Here is an 18,739-nt window from a genome sequence, read left to right on the forward strand (position 1 = left end):
TCTTTTTCTCCAATCAAAGATAGATGAAAGACTACACGATTCTCATTTTTCTGATAAATGCTAATGATGTTGCATGAGCAAGGTGGTTTCCAATAGCCACTCCTTCAAGCTGTTCTGTAAAACAAAAAAAGAGATCCATTCGGATCTCTTCTTCATACAATTGAATTATTTAGCGATTTTTGCGAAGTATTCAAGAGTACGTACAAGTTGTGCAGTGTATGACATTTCGTTGTCGTACCATGATACAACTTTAACCAATTGTTTGCCGTCAACATCAAGAACTTTAGTTTGAGTTGCGTCAAACAATGAACCGTAAGACATACCTACGATATCTGAAGATACGATTGGATCTTCTGTGTAACCGTATGATTCGTTAGCCGCTGCTTTCATAGCTGCGTTTACTTCATCAACAGTAACGTTCTTTTCAAGAACTGCTACCAACTCAGTAACTGATCCAGTCGGAGTTGGAACGCGTTGTGCAGAACCATCAAGTTTACCGTTCAATTCTGGGATTACAAGGCCGATAGCCTTAGCAGCACCAGTTGAGTTAGGAACGATGTTAGCAGCACCAGCGCGAGCACGACGAAGGTCACCACCACGGTGTGGTCCGTCAAGGATCATTTGGTCACCAGTGTAAGCGTGGATAGTAGTCATCAATCCTTCTACAACACCAAAGTTGTCTTGAAGTGCTTTAGCCATTGGAGCCAAACAGTTTGTAGTACATGAAGCACCTGAGATAACTGTTTCAGTACCATCAAGAACGTCGTGGTTAGTGTTAAATACGATTGTTTTAACATCGTTTCCACCAGGAGCAGTGATAACAACTTTCTTAGCTCCACCTTTAAGGTGTTTTTCAGCAGCGTCTTTCTTAGCAAAGAAACCAGTTGCTTCAAGAACGATTTCTACACCGTCAGTAGCCCAATCAATTTGTTCTGGGTCACGTTCAGCAGAAACTTTAACGAATTTACCGTTAACTTCGAATCCACCTTCTTTAACTTCAACAGTACCATCGAAACGACCTTGAGTTGTGTCGTATTTCAACAAGTGTGCAAGCATAACTGGATCTGTAAGGTCGTTGATGCGAGTAACTTCAACACCTTCTACGTTTTGGATACGACGGAAAGCAAGACGACCGATACGACCGAAACCGTTAATACCAACTTTAACTACCATTAGTGATTTCCTCCTTATGAGAATCAAAAAAAATTTTATGTGAAAAGAGTAACTTGAATCACTACAAATCACCTTTCAACATATCTATTATATACCTTATTGAGCAAAATTGCAACTGATTTCATTATTATTAACAAGTAACAAATTCTCTTTCATGTATTTTCGATATTTTTCATAAATTTCATATTTTGATCCATAAAGAAAAAACGCCCGCTAGAAGCGAGCGTCATGTAGTGAATTATTCACCACGGTGTTTCTTAATGATTTCTTCTTGTACTGACTTAGGTACATCTTCGTAGTGGTCAAATACCATCATGAAGGTACCACGTCCTTGTGTTGCAGAACGAAGAACAGTCGCATAACCAAACATTTCAGCAAGTGGAACATAAGCACGAACAATTTGGCTGTTACCATGCGCTTCCATACCGTCAACACGTCCACGACGAGCTGTTACGTGTCCCATAACGTCACCAAGGTTTTCTTCAGGAACAGTGACGGTTACAAGCATCATCGGCTCAAGGATAGCTGGTTGTGCAGTCTTAGCAGCTTCTTTCAATGCAAGTGAAGCCGCAACCTTGAAGGCTGTTTCAGATGAGTCGACATCGTGGTATGAACCATCGTATAGTTTAGCCTTCACGTCAACGATTGGGTAACCAGCAAGGACACCGTTAGCCATTGACTCAACCAAACCTTTTTCTACCGCTGGAATGAATTCACGTGGAACCACACCACCGACGATAGCATTTTCAAACTCGAAGCCTTTTCCTTCTTCGTTTGGTGTAAACTCGATCCAAACATCACCGAATTGACCTTTACCACCAGATTGGCGTTTGAAGAATCCACGAGCTTGAGTAGAAGCACGGAATGTTTCACGGTAAGATACTTGAGGTGCACCTACGTTTGCCTCAACCTTGAACTCACGACGCATACGGTCAACAAGGACATCCAAGTGAAGCTCACCCATACCAGAGATAACTGTTTCACCAGTTTCAACGTTTGTTTCAACACGGAAAGTTGGATCTTCTTCAGCCAATTTTTGAAGGGCGATACCCATCTTGTCTTGGTCTGCTTTAGATTTTGGTTCAACCATCAATTGGATAACTGGTTCTGGAACATTGATTGACTCAAGGATGATTTTAGCTTTTTCATCTGTCAATGAGTCACCAGTTGTAGTATCTTTCAAACCAACAGCAGCAGCGATATCACCTGAGTAAACAGTGTCGATTTCTTGACGGCTGTTAGCGTGCATTTGAAGGATACGTCCAATACGTTCACGTTTACCTTTAGAAGTGTTCAATACGTAAGAACCTGATTGAAGCACACCTGAGTAAACACGGAAGAATGTCAAACGACCTACGAATGGGTCAGTCATGATCTTGAAGGCAAGAGCTGCGAATGGCTCTTCGTCAGATGCTGGACGAGTTTCTTCTTCATCTGTATCTGGGTTGATACCCTTGATAGCTGGGATGTCAAGTGGACTTGGAAGGTAGTCGATAACTGCATCAAGCATCAATTGAACACCCTTGTTCTTGAAGGCTGAACCACACAATACTGGGAAGAATTCAACATTGATAGTCGCTTTACGGATACCAGCTTTTAATTCTTCGTTGGTGATTTCTTCACCTTCAAGGTATTTCATCATCAATTCTTCGTCAGTTTCAGCAACTGCTTCCACCAATTTTTCACGGTATTCTTGAGCTTGCTCAAGGTATTCAGCTGGGATATCTTCTTCCAAAATATCTGTACCAAGGTCGTTAGTATAGATTTCAGCCTTCATCTTGATCAAGTCGATGATACCACGGAAATCATCTTCAGAACCGATTGGCAATTGGATTGGATGAGCATTTGCTTGAAGACGGTCATGAAGAGTGCTTACTGAGTAAAGGAAGTCAGCACCGATTTTGTCCATTTTGTTGGCAAATACGATACGTGGAACTCCATACTCAGTTGCTTGACGCCAAACTGTTTCAGTTTGAGGCTCAACACCTGATTGTGAATCAAGAACGGTAACCGCACCATCCAATACACGAAGAGAACGTTGTACTTCGATTGTGAAGTCCACGTGCCCTGGTGTGTCGATGATGTTTACACGGTGGTTGTTCCATTGAGCTGTTGTCGCAGCAGATGTGATAGTGATACCACGTTCTTGCTCTTGCTCCATCCAGTCCATTTGTGACGCACCTTCGTGAGTTTCACCGATTTTGTGGATTTTACCAGTATAGTAAAGGATACGCTCAGTTGTAGTTGTTTTACCAGCATCGACGTGAGCCATGATACCGATATTACGAGTTTTTTCAAGTGAAAATTCGCGTGCCATGAGGTTAGTTTCTCCTATTTTTTTATTTTACAATATATTATAACATTATTTAGAAAAAACGGATAGGCAGGACCTACCCGTTCTCAATGTTTATCTTGTTTTTTGTTGGTTTCAACTTACAAGATGATCAGTTGAATTATAGCTAAGAATAATATTTTTAGCTAATTTGAACCCGAGCGAGGCCCTGCGCAAAAAAGACAAACTGCTTTGTGTTCTTCAAACACTGCATCAGTTTCCTATTTTTGCCTTGTGCCTTTAGCGCTCTTGGTATCATGATCTTACCAACGGAAGTGTGCGAAGGCACGGTTAGCTTCAGCCATACGGTGAGTATCTTCGCGTTTCTTAACTGCTGCACCAGTGTTGTTAGCAGCATCCATGATTTCTTTTGCAAGACGATCTTGCATAGTGTGTTCACCACGACCACGTGAAATTGTTACCAACCAACGAAGTCCAAGTGTAGTACGACGTTCTGGACGAACTTCAACCGGTACTTGGTAGTTTGAACCACCGACACGGCGAGCACGTACTTCAAGAACAGGCATGATGTTTTCCATCGCTGTTTCAAATACTTCAAGTGCATCATTTCCAGTAGCTTCTTTGATTTGCTCAAAAGCTCCGTAAACGATAGAAGCTGCTGTACCACGCTTACCATCAAGCATAACGCGGTTGATAAGACGAGTAACTAATTGTGAATTGTAAAGCGGATCTGGCAATACTTCGCGCTTAGGCGCACGGTTTTTACGACTCATTTATCTTTATCCCCTTTCCTTATGCTTTTGGACGCTTAGTACCGTATTTAGAACGGCCTTGTTTACGGTCAGTAACACCTGCTGTATCAAGCGCACCACGAACGATATGGTAACGTACCCCTGGAAGGTCTTTTACACGTCCACCACGAAGAAGCACCACGCTGTGCTCTTGCAAGTTGTGTCCGATACCTGGGATGTAAGCTGTGACTTCGATCAAGTTGCTCAAACGTACACGGGCAAATTTACGAAGGGCTGAGTTAGGCTTCTTAGGTGTCATAGTTCCGACACGAGTTGCAACACCACGTTTTTGTGGTGAAGATACGTTTGTTTGAACTTTTTTGTGGCTGTTGTAACCAACGTTCAAAGCTGGTGATTTAGATTTTTCTACTTTTGATTTACGCGGTTTGCGAACCAATTGGTTAATTGTAGGCATCTACATTCTCCTGTATTTTTTTAATTTTGGTGATGATACACTTGGTGACAGCTACCATCTGCGTGTACTTTTGCAACATTTGTCAGCACGTCTCTGTACACTTTTGAGAGACCAAAAGTAAAAAGTACCGTTTATCATTATAACACAGAAGCATATCCTCGTCAATAGCTTTTCATTATTTTTTACTTATTTTCACATTCTTTTATAAGCATGGCATCTTGCTATTTATAAAGTAAAAAAACTCTCAAAGCATGCTTATCATTGCATCATAGAGAGTTCTTTTTACTATCTATAAAAAAGACGGTTTTAAGCACGAATACCTATTTAAAATCAATGGGAGGTTTCAGCTTCGGAGGGAGTTTCAGCCGGAGAAGAAGTCGGGCTGGGAGTAGGATCCGAGCTTGTAGCAGGGGCTGGGTTATGATTTTCCTGTTGTTGAGCTGGTACTTCATTCACAACAGCGGGAGCGACATAGGCTGGTGCAGGAGACGGAGCAGGCTGCTGGTCTGATTCAGATTCAGCAGCTTCTTCAGGTGTTTTCATTGCATCTTTCACCGCTTGAATCCTAGCTTGGAACTTAGCTTTGGCTTCCTCGTCTTTTACCTTATCAACCGCTGCTTGCGCTTGATTCACATTTTCATCCGTTCGTTCTTCTTCCGACTTTTTAACAGCAGCTTCAGCATCTTTAATCGTACTATCTTCTGATGATGCTTTATTTGTAGAATTAGAACTGCTAGAGCTTAGACGTCTACTGTAACTGACTGGTTTAGTGGAGCCCGTATTCTTCTGGGCTGGTTTTAAGAACAAAAGACCAGAAACCAAGATGGCTACTAGAACCAATATAATTCCAGACTGAACAAAGATAGAACTTCTCTCTAATTTATCAAAAATATTTCTCATGACTCTTTCCTAAAGTTAATCAAATATATTTCCAATCTCAACATCTATTGTATTTGATTTGACATCGATATTGGTCACCTTCAGCAGTGATTTGTAATCTAGATGATCGCGACTTGCTTGGGCATTGTCCGCAAAGACTGCCACTCCTGCCAACTCTGAATCAAACTCAGACAGAAGGCTAATCATCCCATTAACCGTTCCGCCTCCCTTAAGAAAGTCATCGACAATCAGCACTCGACTGCCAGCCTTGAGACTACGTTTTGAGAGGAACATTTTTTCAATCCGATCTCCACTAGAGCCAGAGACATAGTTGACACTTACTGTTGAGCCCTCAGTGATTTTCAAATCGCGACGGACAATGACAAAGGGAACATTCAAGACATTCGCGACAGCATTGGCAAGCGGAACCCCCTTGGTCGCAACTGTCATAACCGCATCAATCTTTTGATCTTTGAAAGCTTTGGCAATGATGCGACCGATATTATTGAGGATAGATGGCGTACTAAGCAAATCTGACAAGTAGATATAGCCGCCAGGCAGGATTCGATTGCTTTCAGATAGTTGATCGCGGAGATCTTGAACGATGACTTTTGCATCTTCTTCTGCAATAGAAGGAGTGAAGACAACACCTCCTCCGGCACCCGTAATGGTCTCAATCGTACCAATTTCGATTTCTTCAAAGGCGCGTTTGATAATCACGATGTCTTCTGAAATAGAAGACTTTGCAGATTCATATTTTTCTGCAAATGTATTTAAACTTGTTAATTGGTAAGGATGGTTAATCAAGTAATTGGAAATAACCACCATGCGCTCACTTCTTCTTAATTTCATTTTTTCACCAATTCGACTCCATCAAAATCAGCCACAAACTAATCTATAAGCTAGAATTTTCTCACACAGAGCACAAATCAGCTCTTCCGATTCCAAAGTTTGGAGTGATTTCTTTGAATATTTATTTTATTTTTTTCATTATATCATACTATATCAAAAAAACGAACATTATACTAAATATAATGCCCATTTTTCGTATTTCACTTGTCAATTTTTGGTTTATAGAAGGAACGATTTTCCAGCGCAAATATTTTATTGGTCATTTCTCCTGGAGCAACGAGAGACAGAGCCGTAGTCATCATCATCATTTCGGCATCCAGATTGTCAATCATGTGCAGGATTTCGGCCTCCATAATCTTTGGACGAACGGGACTGCCGTATTCAAGAAGACCGTGGTGACTGAGAAGGACATGTCGCAAAACGATGACATCTTCTTTTGTATCATCGATTTTCAGCTCCGCCAAGGTCTTGGTCAATTCCTCATCAATCAGTGCGATATGCCCAATCAAATTGCCTCGGACGGTGTATTCCGTATTGTCCGGACCACTTAGTTCAATGACTTTGGCCAAGTCGTGCAGCATAATCCCTGCAAAAAGTAGGCTTTTATTGAGCTGAGGATAGATGTCACCAATCGCATCTGCTAGTTTGACCATGGTAGCTGTGTGAAAAGCCAGCCCTGACTCAAAAGCATGGTGATTGGTTTTAGCTGCTGGGTAGGAATAGAATTCCTTATCGTATTTGCTGTAAAGTGAACGGATCACGCGCTGCCAGACTTGATTTTCAATTTTGAAAATCATTTGCGCCAAGTATTCCCGCAGTTCTTTTTGATCAACCGGTGGTTTTTCTTTGAAATCAGCAGGATTGTTGGGCTCACCAGCTTTTGGCAGGCGCAGGGTCAACTGATTAACCTGAGGGGTGTTATTGTAGACTTCGCGACGACCTTGCATATGCACGACTTTCCCCGCTGTAAACTCTGCCACATTATGGGGCTGGGCATCCCACAATTTCCCCTCAATCACTCCAGTGTCATCTTGGAAAGTGAAGGCGAGGTAATTTTTCCCGGCTCTGGTCTGGCGGACTTCGGCTGACTTAATCAGATAAAATCCTTCAAACAATTCATCCTTTTTCATTTGATTAATTTTCATAGTCTTCCCTTTCGTCTGGAATATCTAGCAAGTGTAACTGAAGGTCTTGGTCAGACAATTCAATATGCCGCAACGTTCTTTCAATGGCATTGGTTCGGCGAGTCAGTAACTCATCGATGCTGCCAGAAGCGTTCTTCAGGTGCTTCTGAGCCTTGGCTAAAATGCCGCCAAATTTATTGAATTCCAGCTTGACACTGCCCAGAACCTTGCTGATGTCATCTGCACTACGCTGGATGTTCAGGGTTTTAAAGCCAACTGAGAGAGAGTTGAGCAGGGCTGACAAGGTAGATGGACCCGCCACGACAATCTGCTCATCTCGCCGCAGGCCGTCGAAAAACTCTGGATTGCGAACCACTTCGGAATAGAGGCCTTCCGTTGGCAAAAACATAATCCCAAAATTAGTCGTAGCTGGCGGAGCTAGGTATTTGCTGTTGATATCCTTGGCAAAGCGCTTGACGCTAGCTAACAGCGACTTACGGTAACCTTCAATTTCTTCCTTATTGCCAGACTCATAAGCCTCTTCCAAGCGGTAGTAATCCGCCAGAGGAAACTTGGAGTCAATAGGCAGGTAGACATAGTCCTGCTCCGTCTGTCCCGGCAATTTGATAGCATACTCCACGCGCTCACTAGAACCTGCCACTGTGGCAAATTCTCGCTCATACTGGCTAGGTGTCATGATGTCTTCGATAATTTGTCCCAGCTGGAGCTCGCCCATAATGCCGCGGGTTTTGGTATTGGAAAGAACCTTATTGAGACTGCCGACATCCCGAGCCACCGTCTGCATCTCTCCCAAACCACGATTGACAGACTCTAGCTGCTTGGACACCGTCTCAAAGGAGGTCTGCAGGCGACTCTGCAAAGTCTTCTCCAATTTTTCCTCAACGGTCTGGCGCATCTGCTCCAGCCGCAAGTCATTGGACTCCTGAATTTGGCGCATCCGCTCATCAGTCTTGTCTCGATTTTTGCTGAAACTATCCGCCATTTCTGTTCGTAAATCCGTCAAATGTCGATGCAAATCTGTTCGAACTTCTGCTAGCCGATCTCCCAGAATAATTTCCAGATCTTTTTGCCGAAGAGCCTCCTGCTGTCTTTCCTGATCAAAGCGGTAATCCAGCTGGTCGGACAGATGATCTTCCTGCTCTTCTAACAAGACTTTGATTGCCTGCTCCTGCTGCCCCTGTCTCTGCCAGAAGAAATAGAGAAAGACCAGATTGATGATCAGCAGGATGATGATGATATATTCCATATCAACTCCTATCTTTACTGTAAATAACAACCGTATAACCCCTGTCAAAGGATAAAAATACAGGTCTATCTATAAATTCGTTAGAAGCATAGACTTTTTTAAAGAAAAAATTCCTTTCATTCAAAGGATATTTGGCTCCTTCAATGGTCAGAGCCACATCCTCTGTCGGCAGAAAGGCCAGATAGTCCATGCCTTCCACTGGCTTAATTTCATGACGACCAGAGGGCACATAGCGGATGCAATTCTGGGCATCCACTAAAGTCAGCTGCTCCATATAGGGAGCGATTTTATCATTGCTAGGCAAAAAAACATTGGCCAGAGCATGGTCTAGACGACCGCCAAAGGCGCCGAAAATCGTCAGATAAGCATCTGGATAGCGCTCAAGACAAGCCAGAACAGCCAATTCCAAGTCCGTATCATCCTTTTCAGGCTGAGCCTGAATGACTTCCTTGGCGCTAGCTTTTATGCGCAGCAATTCTTCATCAGAAACAGAATCAAAATCGCCAACCGCTAAGCCCAGAGGCAAGCCCTGCTTTAAGAGATAAAAGGCGCCGCGATCAACTCCGACAAAAACATCAAAATCTCGATTGACCGCAGTCAAATCACCGCCAGCAAACAGAGCAATTCTAAGCATCTAGCGCATCCCTCAAGGTCTGAACTTGACGGCTGACATCACCTTTGAAGACATAGCTGCCTGCTACGAAAACATTGGCTCCAGCCTCTCTAGCCATCTGAATCGTCTTATCATCAATCCCACCGTCAACCTCAATATCAAAGTTCAGTTGATTGGCCTCTCGCAGAGCGACTAGTTCACGAATCTTACCCATGGTTTCGGGGAGGAATGCCTGACCACCAAGACCTGGATTCACTGTCATGACTAAAACTTGATCCACTAGAGTCAAGACATTTTTAATCGCTTCGACTGGCGTTCCAGGATTGATGACGACACTAGGCTTGACACCTGCTGCACGAATCTTCTGGAGAGCCCCATGAATATGCGGTGTCGCTTCCACATGGATGCTGATAATATCTGCGCCCGCCCGAGCAAATTCCTCAATATGATGCTCAGGATTGGACACCATGAGATGGCAATCAAAAACCATCTTGCTGTGGGGACGCATACTGGCTACAACACCGGCTCCAAAGCTAATATTAGGCACAAAATGTCCATCCATCACATCCAGATGAGCATACTCTGCCCCGCTAGCTTCTAGCTTTTTCAGCTCAGTTTCAAAATTAGCATAATCCGCACTCAAAACAGAGGGAGCAATTTTAAATGTTTTCATGATGTTTCCTTTCTTTATTTAGGAAGTTTTTTAGCTGTCTTTTTATAGGTCTCACGGCGATTCTCGATTTCACTGAGAAATTGCAGGTAGTTTTCGAAACGAAAAGCAGCAATTTGCTCGGCTTCTACGGCTGGTTTGACAGCACAAGCCGGTTCATGCGTATGGGTACAAGTGCGGAACTTACAGTCCCGACTGATTTCGGCAATTTCTGGAAAGGCAGCATTTAAGTCTTCTGCCTTGTCCACTTCATAATCTAGCGAAGAGAAGCCTGGTGTATCCGCAATCTTTCCTCCGTTAAGATTATAAAAGCTGACCGCCCGTGTCGTATGGCGACCACGCCCCAGACTTTCAGAAATTTCTCCTGTTTCTAACTGCAAGTCTGGTGCAATTTTATTGAGCAGAGTGGACTTTCCAACACCCGTCTGGCCCATGAACACAGTGATTTTCCCCGTCAGAAGTGGCAGTAAATCCTCGACAGACTGGACCACCTGATAGCCAATCTGCTGATAGACCTGAACATAAGTAGCCAAGCTCCCTTCATCCTCCAGCAGATCCAACTTACTCAGATAGATGAGGGGGTGGATGCCCTTGTGCTCCAAAAGCACCAGAAAACGATCCAAGAGATTGGCATTGAAGTCTGGCTCTTTAGCACTCATGATGACAACTGCCTGATCAATGTTGACAATGGGTGGCCGCACCAAACTATTTTTACGCTCGGCTATTTTTAAAATATAGCCCTCAGAGTCCTTGTCCGCTGAAAATTCGACATGATCGCCAACATAAGGCGTTTGCCCTTTTTTGCGGAAATTCCCGCGCGCTCTCGTCTGATACACCTGCCCATCTGATTCTACATAATAAAAGCCAGCCAAGGCTTTGATAATTATTCCTTGCAAGACTGCTCCTTTAAAGTTAATACAATTATTATATCAAAAAATGATGAATTTAGCTTGCCAGTTTGATAGTAAAGGCGGAAAATTATTCCTCATAAGATTTTTTGTAAAATAAAGATATATTATTGCAAGCGCTTTCCAAAAGTATTATAATAGAGACGATGAATAGCAATGGTTACTACCTCATTTGAGGAAGAGGACAAGGCCGATTAGAAAGGAGAGTGAGCATTTAGAGGTTTCTTGTCCGTCTACTTTATTACTGGAACATCCTATGACGCAGAAGTTCCTCTAACCTTAGAAGTAAGTTCTGACTGCTTGGATGCCCCATGCTAGGCATAAGGAGGTTATTTATGAGCCTTTCATTTCTATCAAAGAGCAATCCGCTCATTTCCAATGTAAAAAAAGGGAAGTTTTTAACCCCTTGGTTTCTATCTCCCTTTATCCTCTACTACATCACCCAGTACATATCTCCGATTAGGAAGGCTTCAACTGATTTCTTTATAGATAAACAAAGTTGGATCCCAGACTGGTGGAATATTTTAGACCTTTTGTCTTTCCTTTACACTATCATTGCCTTCTTCCTTTGGGTCAGGTTCATTGAAAAGCGGCCGATACGGACCATGGGATTCTCCAAGGGAAATGGACTGTCAGAATTCGCGAAAGGTGTCTTGGTTGGTGCCATCATGATTACGACCGTTCTAGTAGTCTTCTTTATCACAGGAGATGCCAAATTTGACCGCATTCAGTTTAGTCTGCCCTTCCTCGTTTCTTGGGTCTTAGTTCTCATCGGCTATATTTTGCAAACAGCTGCGGAAGAAATTTATATCCGCGGATGGTTGGTACCAATCATTTCTTATCACAAAAATGCCTATTTAGCGATTCTGATTGCTTCAACCATGTTCTCTTATTTCCATTTGGACAATAACGGAGCATCTTGGCTTTCGACGCTTCACCTGTTTATTTTCGGCTTATTCACCGCTGTCTATGCCATGAAGCGTGGAAATATCTGGGGACCTTGTGGCTTCCACTTTGCTTGGAATTTCATTATGGGAAATGTCTATGGCTTCCACGTCAGTGGATACGACAGCGAGTCTTCCTTGATGTACTTTACAACTTCCAATCGTACCTTCATTACTGGCGGTCAATTCGGTCCCGAGGGAGGTATTCCGGGCTTAGTTGTCTTCATCTTGGCACTGTTATGGGCCATCTTTATCCTGAAAGATACTTCAAAAGAACAAGAATCCCTCTATCCGCAAGCTATCGAATAAATGAAAATACACTTGCAAACAATCACTGCTTAGACTTTGATAGCCACTTTTAATTTCTACAATTAGCTTTTAAAAACCACTCATAACTACTATTCTCCGTGCCTACCACATTCAAAACTTACCATTTTCGCTTGTTATTTTCAAAAAATATGTTATAATAAAAAGCAAGCGGAGGTGGTGGAACGGCAGACACGCATGCTTCAGGCGCATGTGCCCGTACGGGTGTGAGGGTTCAAATCCCTTCCTCCGCATCAAACAAGAACTCTTGTCCAAGTTGACAAGAGTTTTTCTTTTGAAAAATCATGAAAACCTCTTGAAATTTCTTTCAAAAAACCAGCTCTTTTCAAAAAGGGCTGGTTTTCAAATCTTATAAGCCTTGTTTCTTCAAGGCATCTGCTAAACGGGCAAAATCTGCCAAAGTCAAGGCTTCCCCCCGAACACTTGGAGACAATTCAGCTTGCTCTAAAGCAGCTGTTAACTTAACTTTAGTCTCCTCTGACTTCCCAAAATGACTGGTCAGATTGTTCCAGAGCGTCTTGCGACGGTGAACAAAGCTAGCCTTGGAGACCTTGAAAAAGAATTTCTCGTCCTTTACTGCAACGGCAGGTTGGTCTCTGCGCACCATCTTGAGAATAGCCGAATCCACATTTGGCGCAGGCACAAAGACTGTTCGCGGTACAATAAAAGCAACCTTGGCCGTCATGTAATACTGGACCGCAATTGACAAACTACCATAAGCCTTGGTATTAGGCTGAGCCGAAATCCGATCCGCCACTTCTCTCTGCATCATCACGACAAACTCACTAAAAGGAATCCCACTCTCAATCAAATGCATGAGAATCGGCGTCGTGATGTAGTAGGGCAGATTTGCCACTACCTTGATAGGCAGGTCTGGATTCTTAAACTCTGCTATGTACTGGGCCAAATCAACCTTGAGAATATCCTGATTGACCACTGTCACATTGTCAAAATCGCGCAGGGTATCCGCCAAAATCGGTACCAGACGGTCATCAATCTCAAAGGCCATAACCTCTGCAGCACTTTCCGCCAAAAACTCTGTCAAAGCCCCAATACCGGGACCAATTTCAATGACATTGACATTTTTGTCAATCTCAGCTGTATCCACAATCTTCTGGAGGATGTTGGTATCCGTCAGGAAATTCTGACCGAACGATTTTTTAAAAGTGAAACCGTGACGCTCCAGAATGGCACGGGTCACACTATAATCTGCAATTCGCATCTTTTCTCTTTTCTAATTATTTATTCATTATCTTTTAAGGATGTCATTTGCTCTAGCAGGGTGTAAAGTTTTTTCTGTTCTTCTTCCTCGTAAGCAAATGCATTAACCTTAACTTCTTTGTATTTTTCGTCATACAAAAAGCCCTCATAGCCATCTTCTGTAGATAAAGCTATATAGACTTTCGCCATTTTTTCAGGACTAATCGAAAATCTTGACTTAATTTTATAAAGATTTTTCATAAAAGTGCTGAGGTGATTGTAGCGCCGCATATCAACTTTGACATTGGTCACACGGATTGCCTGAACCTTGATACCTTTCCAATGTTTCCGCATATAAAGCGACAGCATCAACAAGGCCAGTTTATTCCGATAATAGGTCTTAGCAGGACTGTAATGTTTTTGACCGGATAAATTTTCAAAATCAAGCTTCATGAAAGGATAAAGCAATAGCCCTTGGGAAGAAATATTAATAATCCGACCACTTTCTGACTTTTCCAACAAGCCCTTCAACAAGATAGAAAGTAAAAAGGGAGCAACCACATTGGTCGCAAATTGCTTTTCCAATCCGTCTTTGGTAAGAATCGGCTTTTTGACCGATAAATCAAAATCAGCCGCATTGTTAATTAAAACATCTAAAGTCTCTTCTCTTTGGATATACTGTTCTACTGCTTTCCTGACACTCTTCATCTCAGATAAATCAGCCAAGATATAATCCACATGCAGATTTCCTGTTTGTTGACGGATTTTTTCACAGGCTTGCTCAGCAGCTTCTTTTCGCCGGCAAAATAGGATCACTGACCACCCCTTTTCAGCTAACTGTTTAGCAGCCTGGTAGCCAATACCACTATTGCCGCCCGTAATAATTACTTTTTTCATTTCTTACTCCGTTAGACTGAATATTTGAGAATGGCTTCTTCTACTTCCGCCAAAGTCACGCCAAACAGTTCCAACCGCTTGAGCAGCTGCTTGCCGTTAGAATAGCCGATGCGGAGCTCTTCGCCTAGATACTCTCGACGCTGACGGCTGTCACTTCCCATGAGTAGCCCCAGCCGCATGAGGTCATTCTTTGTCACATCAAAATCACTGCTTGACTCAAAATGGCTGGTTACCCCAGCGAGGGCTGTTTTTAAGTCTTCAAAACTCGCATGCTCAATGCCTAATGAGCGCCCTTTGGTCTTAGACTTGGGGGCTGCTTCGTCGCGCTTGAGGAAGGCATGTTGGACAGCGGGAATTTCCGTCATAATCAGACGGCGAATCCGCTCGCCATTGAAGTCAGGATCTGTAAAAACAATAACACCATGTAAGTCCTGCAAGCGACGAATCCGCTCGATATCCGCATCGCTGATGGCAGAGCCTCTAGTTTCATAGGTCTCAAGATCAAAATAGCGCTTGAGATTGGCTGTGTCATCACGCCCTTCCACAACGACCACTTGCGGGATTTTTATCTTCTCAGTCAAGCCCAAACACCTTCTTTGCATTGTCATAAGTCGCTTGCGCAGCTTCTTCGACCGTCAGCCCACGAAGTTCAGCAATTTTTTCTACCACATAGCAGGTATAAGCTGTTTTGTTTTCTCGGCCACGTTTGGGAACAGGCGCCAAGTAAGGCGCATCCGTCTCGACGAGGATTTTGTCCAAAGGCAGGTTCTGCGCAGCTTCTTGAATATCCGTCGCTTTTTTAAAGGTAACGACTCCAGAAAAGGAAATCATCATCCCTAGCTCGATAAAGCGCTCTGCCATTTCCAAAGAACCCGAATAAGAATGCATAATACCGCCTCGAGGGCCTACACCCTCACTCTTGATAATCTCATAGGTATCTTCTAAAGCGTCTCGCGTGTGGACAACAAAGGGCAGATCCAACTCTTTCGACAGCTGGATTTGGCGGCGAAACACTCGCTCTTGCACTTCCTTGGGCGCTGTCATCCAGTGATAGTCCAGCCCAATCTCGCCCAGAGCCACTACTTTTGGATGAGCAAGCTTGTCCAGCAGATAGGCTTCCACTGCCTCGTCATAAGTCCCAGCCTCAGTCGGATGCCAGCCAATCGTAGCGTAAATCTGCTCATAACTATCTGCCAACTCTAAAGCGCGCTCAATGGTCGGCCGGTCAAAACCGACAACATTCATATTGCTGACACCCATTTCTGCAGCCAGCTGAAGCTCCTCTATCTCTCGACCAGCAAACTCTTCCACATTTAAATGCGTGTGTGTATCAAAAATTTTCATGCTTTACTTCCTTGTATTTCCTGCCTTTCATTATACCAAAAAAGTCAGATAAAGGGGCAAGAGCTTTACTTTCTCTCCATCTATTCCAGCGGGTATTTGTTATTTTTTTAGCGCCTATCAAAAACACTCTTACTGTTTTTTGATAATTTTTTATTATTTTTCGATATTTTGTTATTGATTATCGATATATTTTGTGTTATAGTAAATAAAAATAGAAATTATTTGGAGGAATCCATGTCAAAGACAAGACAAAAAACAGCTGAAGATATAAGCATTGTGCTTACAAAAATCAGCCTCAGCATTTTATTTATTGCTTCCATTGTCCTGATAGCCATCGGGCCTTGGGTAGTCAGCCTAGTCATCGAATTTCCCTCACCTTTCTTTCAGGGAGAAAGTCGCTATTGGATATTGTTGCTCCTAGGCTATGTCTTGGGCTGCCTGGCTCTGACCTGTATCGTACATCTCTATTGGCTCCTCAGCCGCATCGGGAAAAATCAGGTCTTTATCAGACAGAATGTACAGTATATGCGCTATCTGGGCTGGGAAGTCGGAATGGTCGCCCTCATTTCTTTCTTTATGGGCTTGACAGTCTATATGCCCATGCTCCTCGTAGCCGTTTCTTGCTGCATTTTAACCTTGATTATTCGGGTTATCCGCAATGCTTTTGGCAAGGCAATTGAGCTACAAGAAGAAGTAGACTACACTATTTAGGAGGGACTATGATTCAGATAAATTTAGACCTTGTCATGGCTCAAAAACGGATTAGTGCTGGACGCTTAGCAGAATTGATTGACCTCACCCCTGCAAACTTGTCCATCTTGAAAAATAACCGAGCCAAGGCAATACGTTTTTCAACACTTAATGCCCTTTGTCGGGAATTGGACTGCCAACCCGGCGATATTCTTGAATATATCACAGATGAAACTGAGGAGGAATAATCATGGAAACACCATTACAAGAACAAAGGACGGGGCAACCCTACCTTCCTTTTGAAAAAGGCGAAGAGCGAAAAAGCATCTTCTCAGCTTTAAACATAAAGGAACTGAAGAATTTTAGAATCAGCTCTCTCATTCTCTATTTTTTAGCCTATTTTTATACCGTTGCCATTGACGGTAACAAGAGCATTTACTTTTTTCCTATTGCGATTGGTTTGATTAGCTTGACCGAGTGGTTAGTAAGAAAAACGCCGAAAAGCTTGCCTCAAATTGAAAAAGATGCCTCTGCTGGACTCGAGTCCAATCTTTTCCTGATTCTCAGCCTGACTCAGGCACTGGCTCTCAGTATCTGGGGCTTTCACCCGCAATTAGAGATGTTTCAAGCTTTGACTCTCCACATCTCCTTTTCTTTTTATATCCTATCACGGACGGGTTGGCTCAATCAAGGTCGCTTGGGAATCATGGTTTGGTACGATAGCATTCAGGTCTTTGTGATTCTACCTTTTAGAAACTTTTTCGCTGGTCTTCAAGTCTTTGCTCGGACTGGCAAGACTTCAGATGCGACTGCTGAAGACGGCGATTCTTCTAAAAAAACAGTCCAAAGCACGATGATCGCAAGTAGCCTTCTTATTGCTGGTATGCTTGTCTTCTTCGTTTGGTCACAACTTAGCCAAGTCTCTGATCGATTCGCTCTTTTCTTTAGTGATACAGCTGATGCCTTGCATCTTTTCTTTGACTTGATCTTTTCAAATCTTGATACAGACGCCATCGCCCTTCGCCTCTTTTTAGCTCTACCTATTGGCCTCTATCTCTACAGTCTGATTGTTGGCAGCTTACTGAAGCAAAAAGATATCAAAGTTACCTACCATAGTTTCCAAAATAGCATTCAGCCACTGCGGATATTTCCTGCTTTTACAGCCTATATCATCATCGGTAGTCTCTGCCTGACCTACGCTCTCTTTTTCCTCATTGGTTTAGGAGAATTAAGTGAACTCCTTAGTGCTGGCACTAGCCTCCAAACCATTTCTCCACAAAATGCCTCAACTGTTGCTGTTGCTGGCTTCTGGCAACTCGTTCGTGTATCCCTTCTAAATTTCGCTGTGCTAGCCGCCTTTTATTTGCTGGCTCAAAAACCTCTCTGGGACCAGAAAGGTACTCGTCTAGCCAGCACTGTCCTCTTTATTTTTGCCTTTTTACTGGCCTTGCTTGCCGGCTGGAAACTCTTTGGCATCTACATCTATCTTTATGGCCCAACACCATTGCGCCTGATTTCAGCCTGGTTTATCCTCGTTCTACTAGTCTGGTGTATCCTGACTCTGATTCGCTTCTACAAGCCCATCCAAGCGATCCGAATCGGTATCTTCTACGCCCTTATTAGTTTCACGTTGCTCTGCTATCTCTATCCCCTGCTCTTAGCTGCTTGATAGAAAGCGTACTTACATTCCAAATAATCATCAAAAAGAGGCTGGGACAAAAGTCCTAGCCTCTCAATTGTCTTTGGATTGTCGAGCAAGACGCAGTGGTTGAGTGGGCTCTACTACGCTGATTTCATCAGTTTTTACTGCCCTACTCAACTGTGCGGAGGTGGGACGACGAAATCGAATTCTAACGAAATTTCTCTCCCACTCTCTTTTCTTTTATTCAAACTAGCTAGTAAATACGCGAGAAACCACCTAGACCATCCCGCTTGTGTTCTCTTTCAGGCAAAGTTCCTATCCTGCACGGACTCTTTCATAGCACTACTAGACATCCTTAAAGCATATAAGCCTATTTTATCAAGAGCAATAGAAAAACCAGCGGTCTCGAGTCTCCACTGGTTTCTTTATGGTAATCGTTTGGATTATGCAGCCAAAACTTTGCGTCCTTTACGACGACGAGCTGCCAATACGCGACGACCGTTTTTAGTTGACATACGGTTACGGAATCCGTGTTTACGCGCACGACGAAGTTTACTTGGTTGATAAGTACGTTTCACGATGAATACCTCCTCATAGATTTTGTATTCGTTTAGCCGGCTATAAAGTGATCAGTTACTAAACATACTTTACTATTCTATCTGATTCTCTCCTGTTTGTCAATAGTATTGGACGAATTGTTTCTTTTTGGA

Annotated in this window: 20 protein-coding genes and 1 tRNA gene; 5 read left to right on the forward strand and 16 right to left on the reverse strand. The window is 43.1% G+C overall.

Translation table 11 applies throughout. The features are described from left to right. Positions 1-165 precede the first annotated feature (165 nt). The 11 genes from gap to rsgA all read right to left on the reverse strand — a co-directional run bounded on the left by gap (position 166) and on the right by rsgA (position 10,973). Positions 166-1,173, reverse strand: a complete 1,008-nt coding sequence (gene gap / locus FXF62_RS07875) for a type I glyceraldehyde-3-phosphate dehydrogenase (RefSeq protein ID WP_005591661.1) — start codon at positions 1,171-1,173, stop codon at positions 166-168. Between the two features lie 238 nt (positions 1,174-1,411). Continuing rightward, a complete protein-coding gene (fusA, locus tag FXF62_RS07880; RefSeq protein WP_149518320.1) occupies positions 1,412-3,490 on the reverse strand; it encodes an elongation factor G in 2,079 nt (692 codons plus the stop codon). 278 nt (positions 3,491-3,768) lie between these two features. Next, a complete protein-coding gene (gene rpsG / locus FXF62_RS07885) occupies positions 3,769-4,239 on the reverse strand; it encodes a 30S ribosomal protein S7 (RefSeq protein WP_005591659.1) in 471 nt (156 codons plus the stop codon). Positions 4,240-4,258: 19 nt separating this feature from the next. Next, positions 4,259-4,672 carry a 30S ribosomal protein S12 gene (gene rpsL / locus FXF62_RS07890; protein WP_005591658.1) on the reverse strand — a complete coding sequence of 138 codons (414 nt, stop codon included), beginning with the start codon at positions 4,670-4,672 and terminating at the stop codon, positions 4,259-4,261. A gap of 330 nt (positions 4,673-5,002) precedes the next feature. Continuing rightward, positions 5,003-5,572: a hypothetical protein gene (locus FXF62_RS07900; RefSeq protein WP_149518321.1), complete on the reverse strand. Its 570-nt coding sequence runs from the start codon at positions 5,570-5,572 to the stop codon at positions 5,003-5,005. A 15-nt stretch (positions 5,573-5,587) separates the two neighbouring features. Continuing rightward, complete coding sequence (gene purR / locus FXF62_RS07905) at positions 5,588-6,403, reverse strand: pur operon repressor (protein WP_149518322.1); 816 nt, start codon at positions 6,401-6,403, stop codon at positions 5,588-5,590. Between the two features lie 200 nt (positions 6,404-6,603). Next, positions 6,604-7,548, reverse strand: coding sequence for a 3'-5' exoribonuclease YhaM family protein (locus FXF62_RS07910; protein ID WP_149518323.1), 945 nt, complete (start codon positions 7,546-7,548; stop codon positions 6,604-6,606). After that, positions 7,538-8,794 carry a DNA recombination protein RmuC gene (locus FXF62_RS07915; protein ID WP_149518324.1) on the reverse strand — a complete coding sequence of 419 codons (1,257 nt, stop codon included), beginning with the start codon at positions 8,792-8,794 and terminating at the stop codon, positions 7,538-7,540. The genes FXF62_RS07910 and FXF62_RS07915 overlap by 11 nt, the downstream gene beginning before the upstream one ends. A 1-nt stretch (position 8,795) precedes the next feature. Then, positions 8,796-9,428: a thiamine diphosphokinase gene (locus FXF62_RS07920; protein WP_149518325.1), complete on the reverse strand. Its 633-nt coding sequence runs from the start codon at positions 9,426-9,428 to the stop codon at positions 8,796-8,798. Then, positions 9,421-10,080, reverse strand: coding sequence for a ribulose-phosphate 3-epimerase (gene rpe / locus FXF62_RS07925; protein ID WP_149518326.1), 660 nt, complete (start codon positions 10,078-10,080; stop codon positions 9,421-9,423). The genes FXF62_RS07920 and rpe overlap by 8 nt, the downstream gene beginning before the upstream one ends. A gap of 14 nt (positions 10,081-10,094) precedes the next feature. After that, positions 10,095-10,973: a ribosome small subunit-dependent GTPase A gene (gene rsgA / locus FXF62_RS07930; protein ID WP_149518327.1), complete on the reverse strand. Its 879-nt coding sequence runs from the start codon at positions 10,971-10,973 to the stop codon at positions 10,095-10,097. A 347-nt stretch (positions 10,974-11,320) separates the two neighbouring features. Between rsgA and FXF62_RS07935 the strand changes: the two genes are divergently transcribed. Further along, the gene (locus tag FXF62_RS07935; protein ID WP_149518328.1) at positions 11,321-12,238 is read left to right on the forward strand and encodes a CPBP family intramembrane glutamic endopeptidase; all 918 of its coding nucleotides are present in this window, start codon (positions 11,321-11,323) and stop codon (positions 12,236-12,238) included. A gap of 168 nt (positions 12,239-12,406) precedes the next feature. After that, positions 12,407-12,489: transfer RNA gene (locus FXF62_RS07940), tRNA-Leu, on the forward strand. Between the two features lie 116 nt (positions 12,490-12,605). Here FXF62_RS07940 and rsmA read toward each other — a convergent pair. Genes rsmA through FXF62_RS07960 form a run of 4 tightly spaced genes read right to left on the reverse strand, consistent with a single transcriptional unit; the run spans position 12,606 to position 15,697 of the window. Next, on the reverse strand, positions 12,606-13,478 hold the full coding sequence (gene rsmA / locus FXF62_RS07945; protein ID WP_149518329.1) for a 16S rRNA (adenine(1518)-N(6)/adenine(1519)-N(6))-dimethyltransferase RsmA: 873 nt from the start codon (positions 13,476-13,478) through the stop codon (positions 12,606-12,608). Between the two features lie 20 nt (positions 13,479-13,498). Beyond that, positions 13,499-14,353 carry an SDR family NAD(P)-dependent oxidoreductase gene (locus tag FXF62_RS07950; protein ID WP_149518330.1) on the reverse strand — a complete coding sequence of 285 codons (855 nt, stop codon included), beginning with the start codon at positions 14,351-14,353 and terminating at the stop codon, positions 13,499-13,501. Positions 14,354-14,364: 11 nt separating this feature from the next. Next, entirely contained in the window at positions 14,365-14,961 is a 597-nt protein-coding gene (gene rnmV / locus FXF62_RS07955) for a ribonuclease M5 (RefSeq protein ID WP_149518331.1), read from the reverse strand. Then, complete coding sequence (locus FXF62_RS07960) at positions 14,927-15,697, reverse strand: TatD family hydrolase (RefSeq protein ID WP_149518332.1); 771 nt, start codon at positions 15,695-15,697, stop codon at positions 14,927-14,929. The genes rnmV and FXF62_RS07960 overlap by 35 nt, the downstream gene beginning before the upstream one ends. A 234-nt stretch (positions 15,698-15,931) precedes the next feature. On the opposite strand from FXF62_RS07960, the gene FXF62_RS07965 reads away from it, so the two are divergent. From FXF62_RS07965 to FXF62_RS07975, 3 genes are read left to right on the forward strand one after another with little or no spacing between them, the layout of a single operon-like run. Further along, the gene (locus FXF62_RS07965; protein ID WP_149518333.1) at positions 15,932-16,408 is read left to right on the forward strand and encodes a DUF2975 domain-containing protein; all 477 of its coding nucleotides are present in this window, start codon (positions 15,932-15,934) and stop codon (positions 16,406-16,408) included. Between the two features lie 8 nt (positions 16,409-16,416). After that, positions 16,417-16,635 carry a helix-turn-helix domain-containing protein gene (locus tag FXF62_RS07970; RefSeq protein ID WP_005591644.1) on the forward strand — a complete coding sequence of 73 codons (219 nt, stop codon included), beginning with the start codon at positions 16,417-16,419 and terminating at the stop codon, positions 16,633-16,635. Between the two features lie 2 nt (positions 16,636-16,637). Next, complete coding sequence (locus FXF62_RS07975; RefSeq protein WP_149518334.1) at positions 16,638-18,056, forward strand: DUF4153 domain-containing protein; 1,419 nt, start codon at positions 16,638-16,640, stop codon at positions 18,054-18,056. A 416-nt stretch (positions 18,057-18,472) separates the two neighbouring features. Here the strand turns inward: FXF62_RS07975 and rpmH are convergent, their stop codons facing one another. Continuing rightward, positions 18,473-18,607 carry a 50S ribosomal protein L34 gene (gene rpmH, locus FXF62_RS07980; protein ID WP_000831905.1) on the reverse strand — a complete coding sequence of 45 codons (135 nt, stop codon included), beginning with the start codon at positions 18,605-18,607 and terminating at the stop codon, positions 18,473-18,475. Between the last annotated feature and the right edge of the window lie 132 nt (positions 18,608-18,739).

Origin of the sequence: Streptococcus cristatus (assembly GCF_008369405.1) — a bacterium.
Classification (GTDB): domain Bacteria; phylum Bacillota; class Bacilli; order Lactobacillales; family Streptococcaceae; genus Streptococcus; species Streptococcus cristatus_G.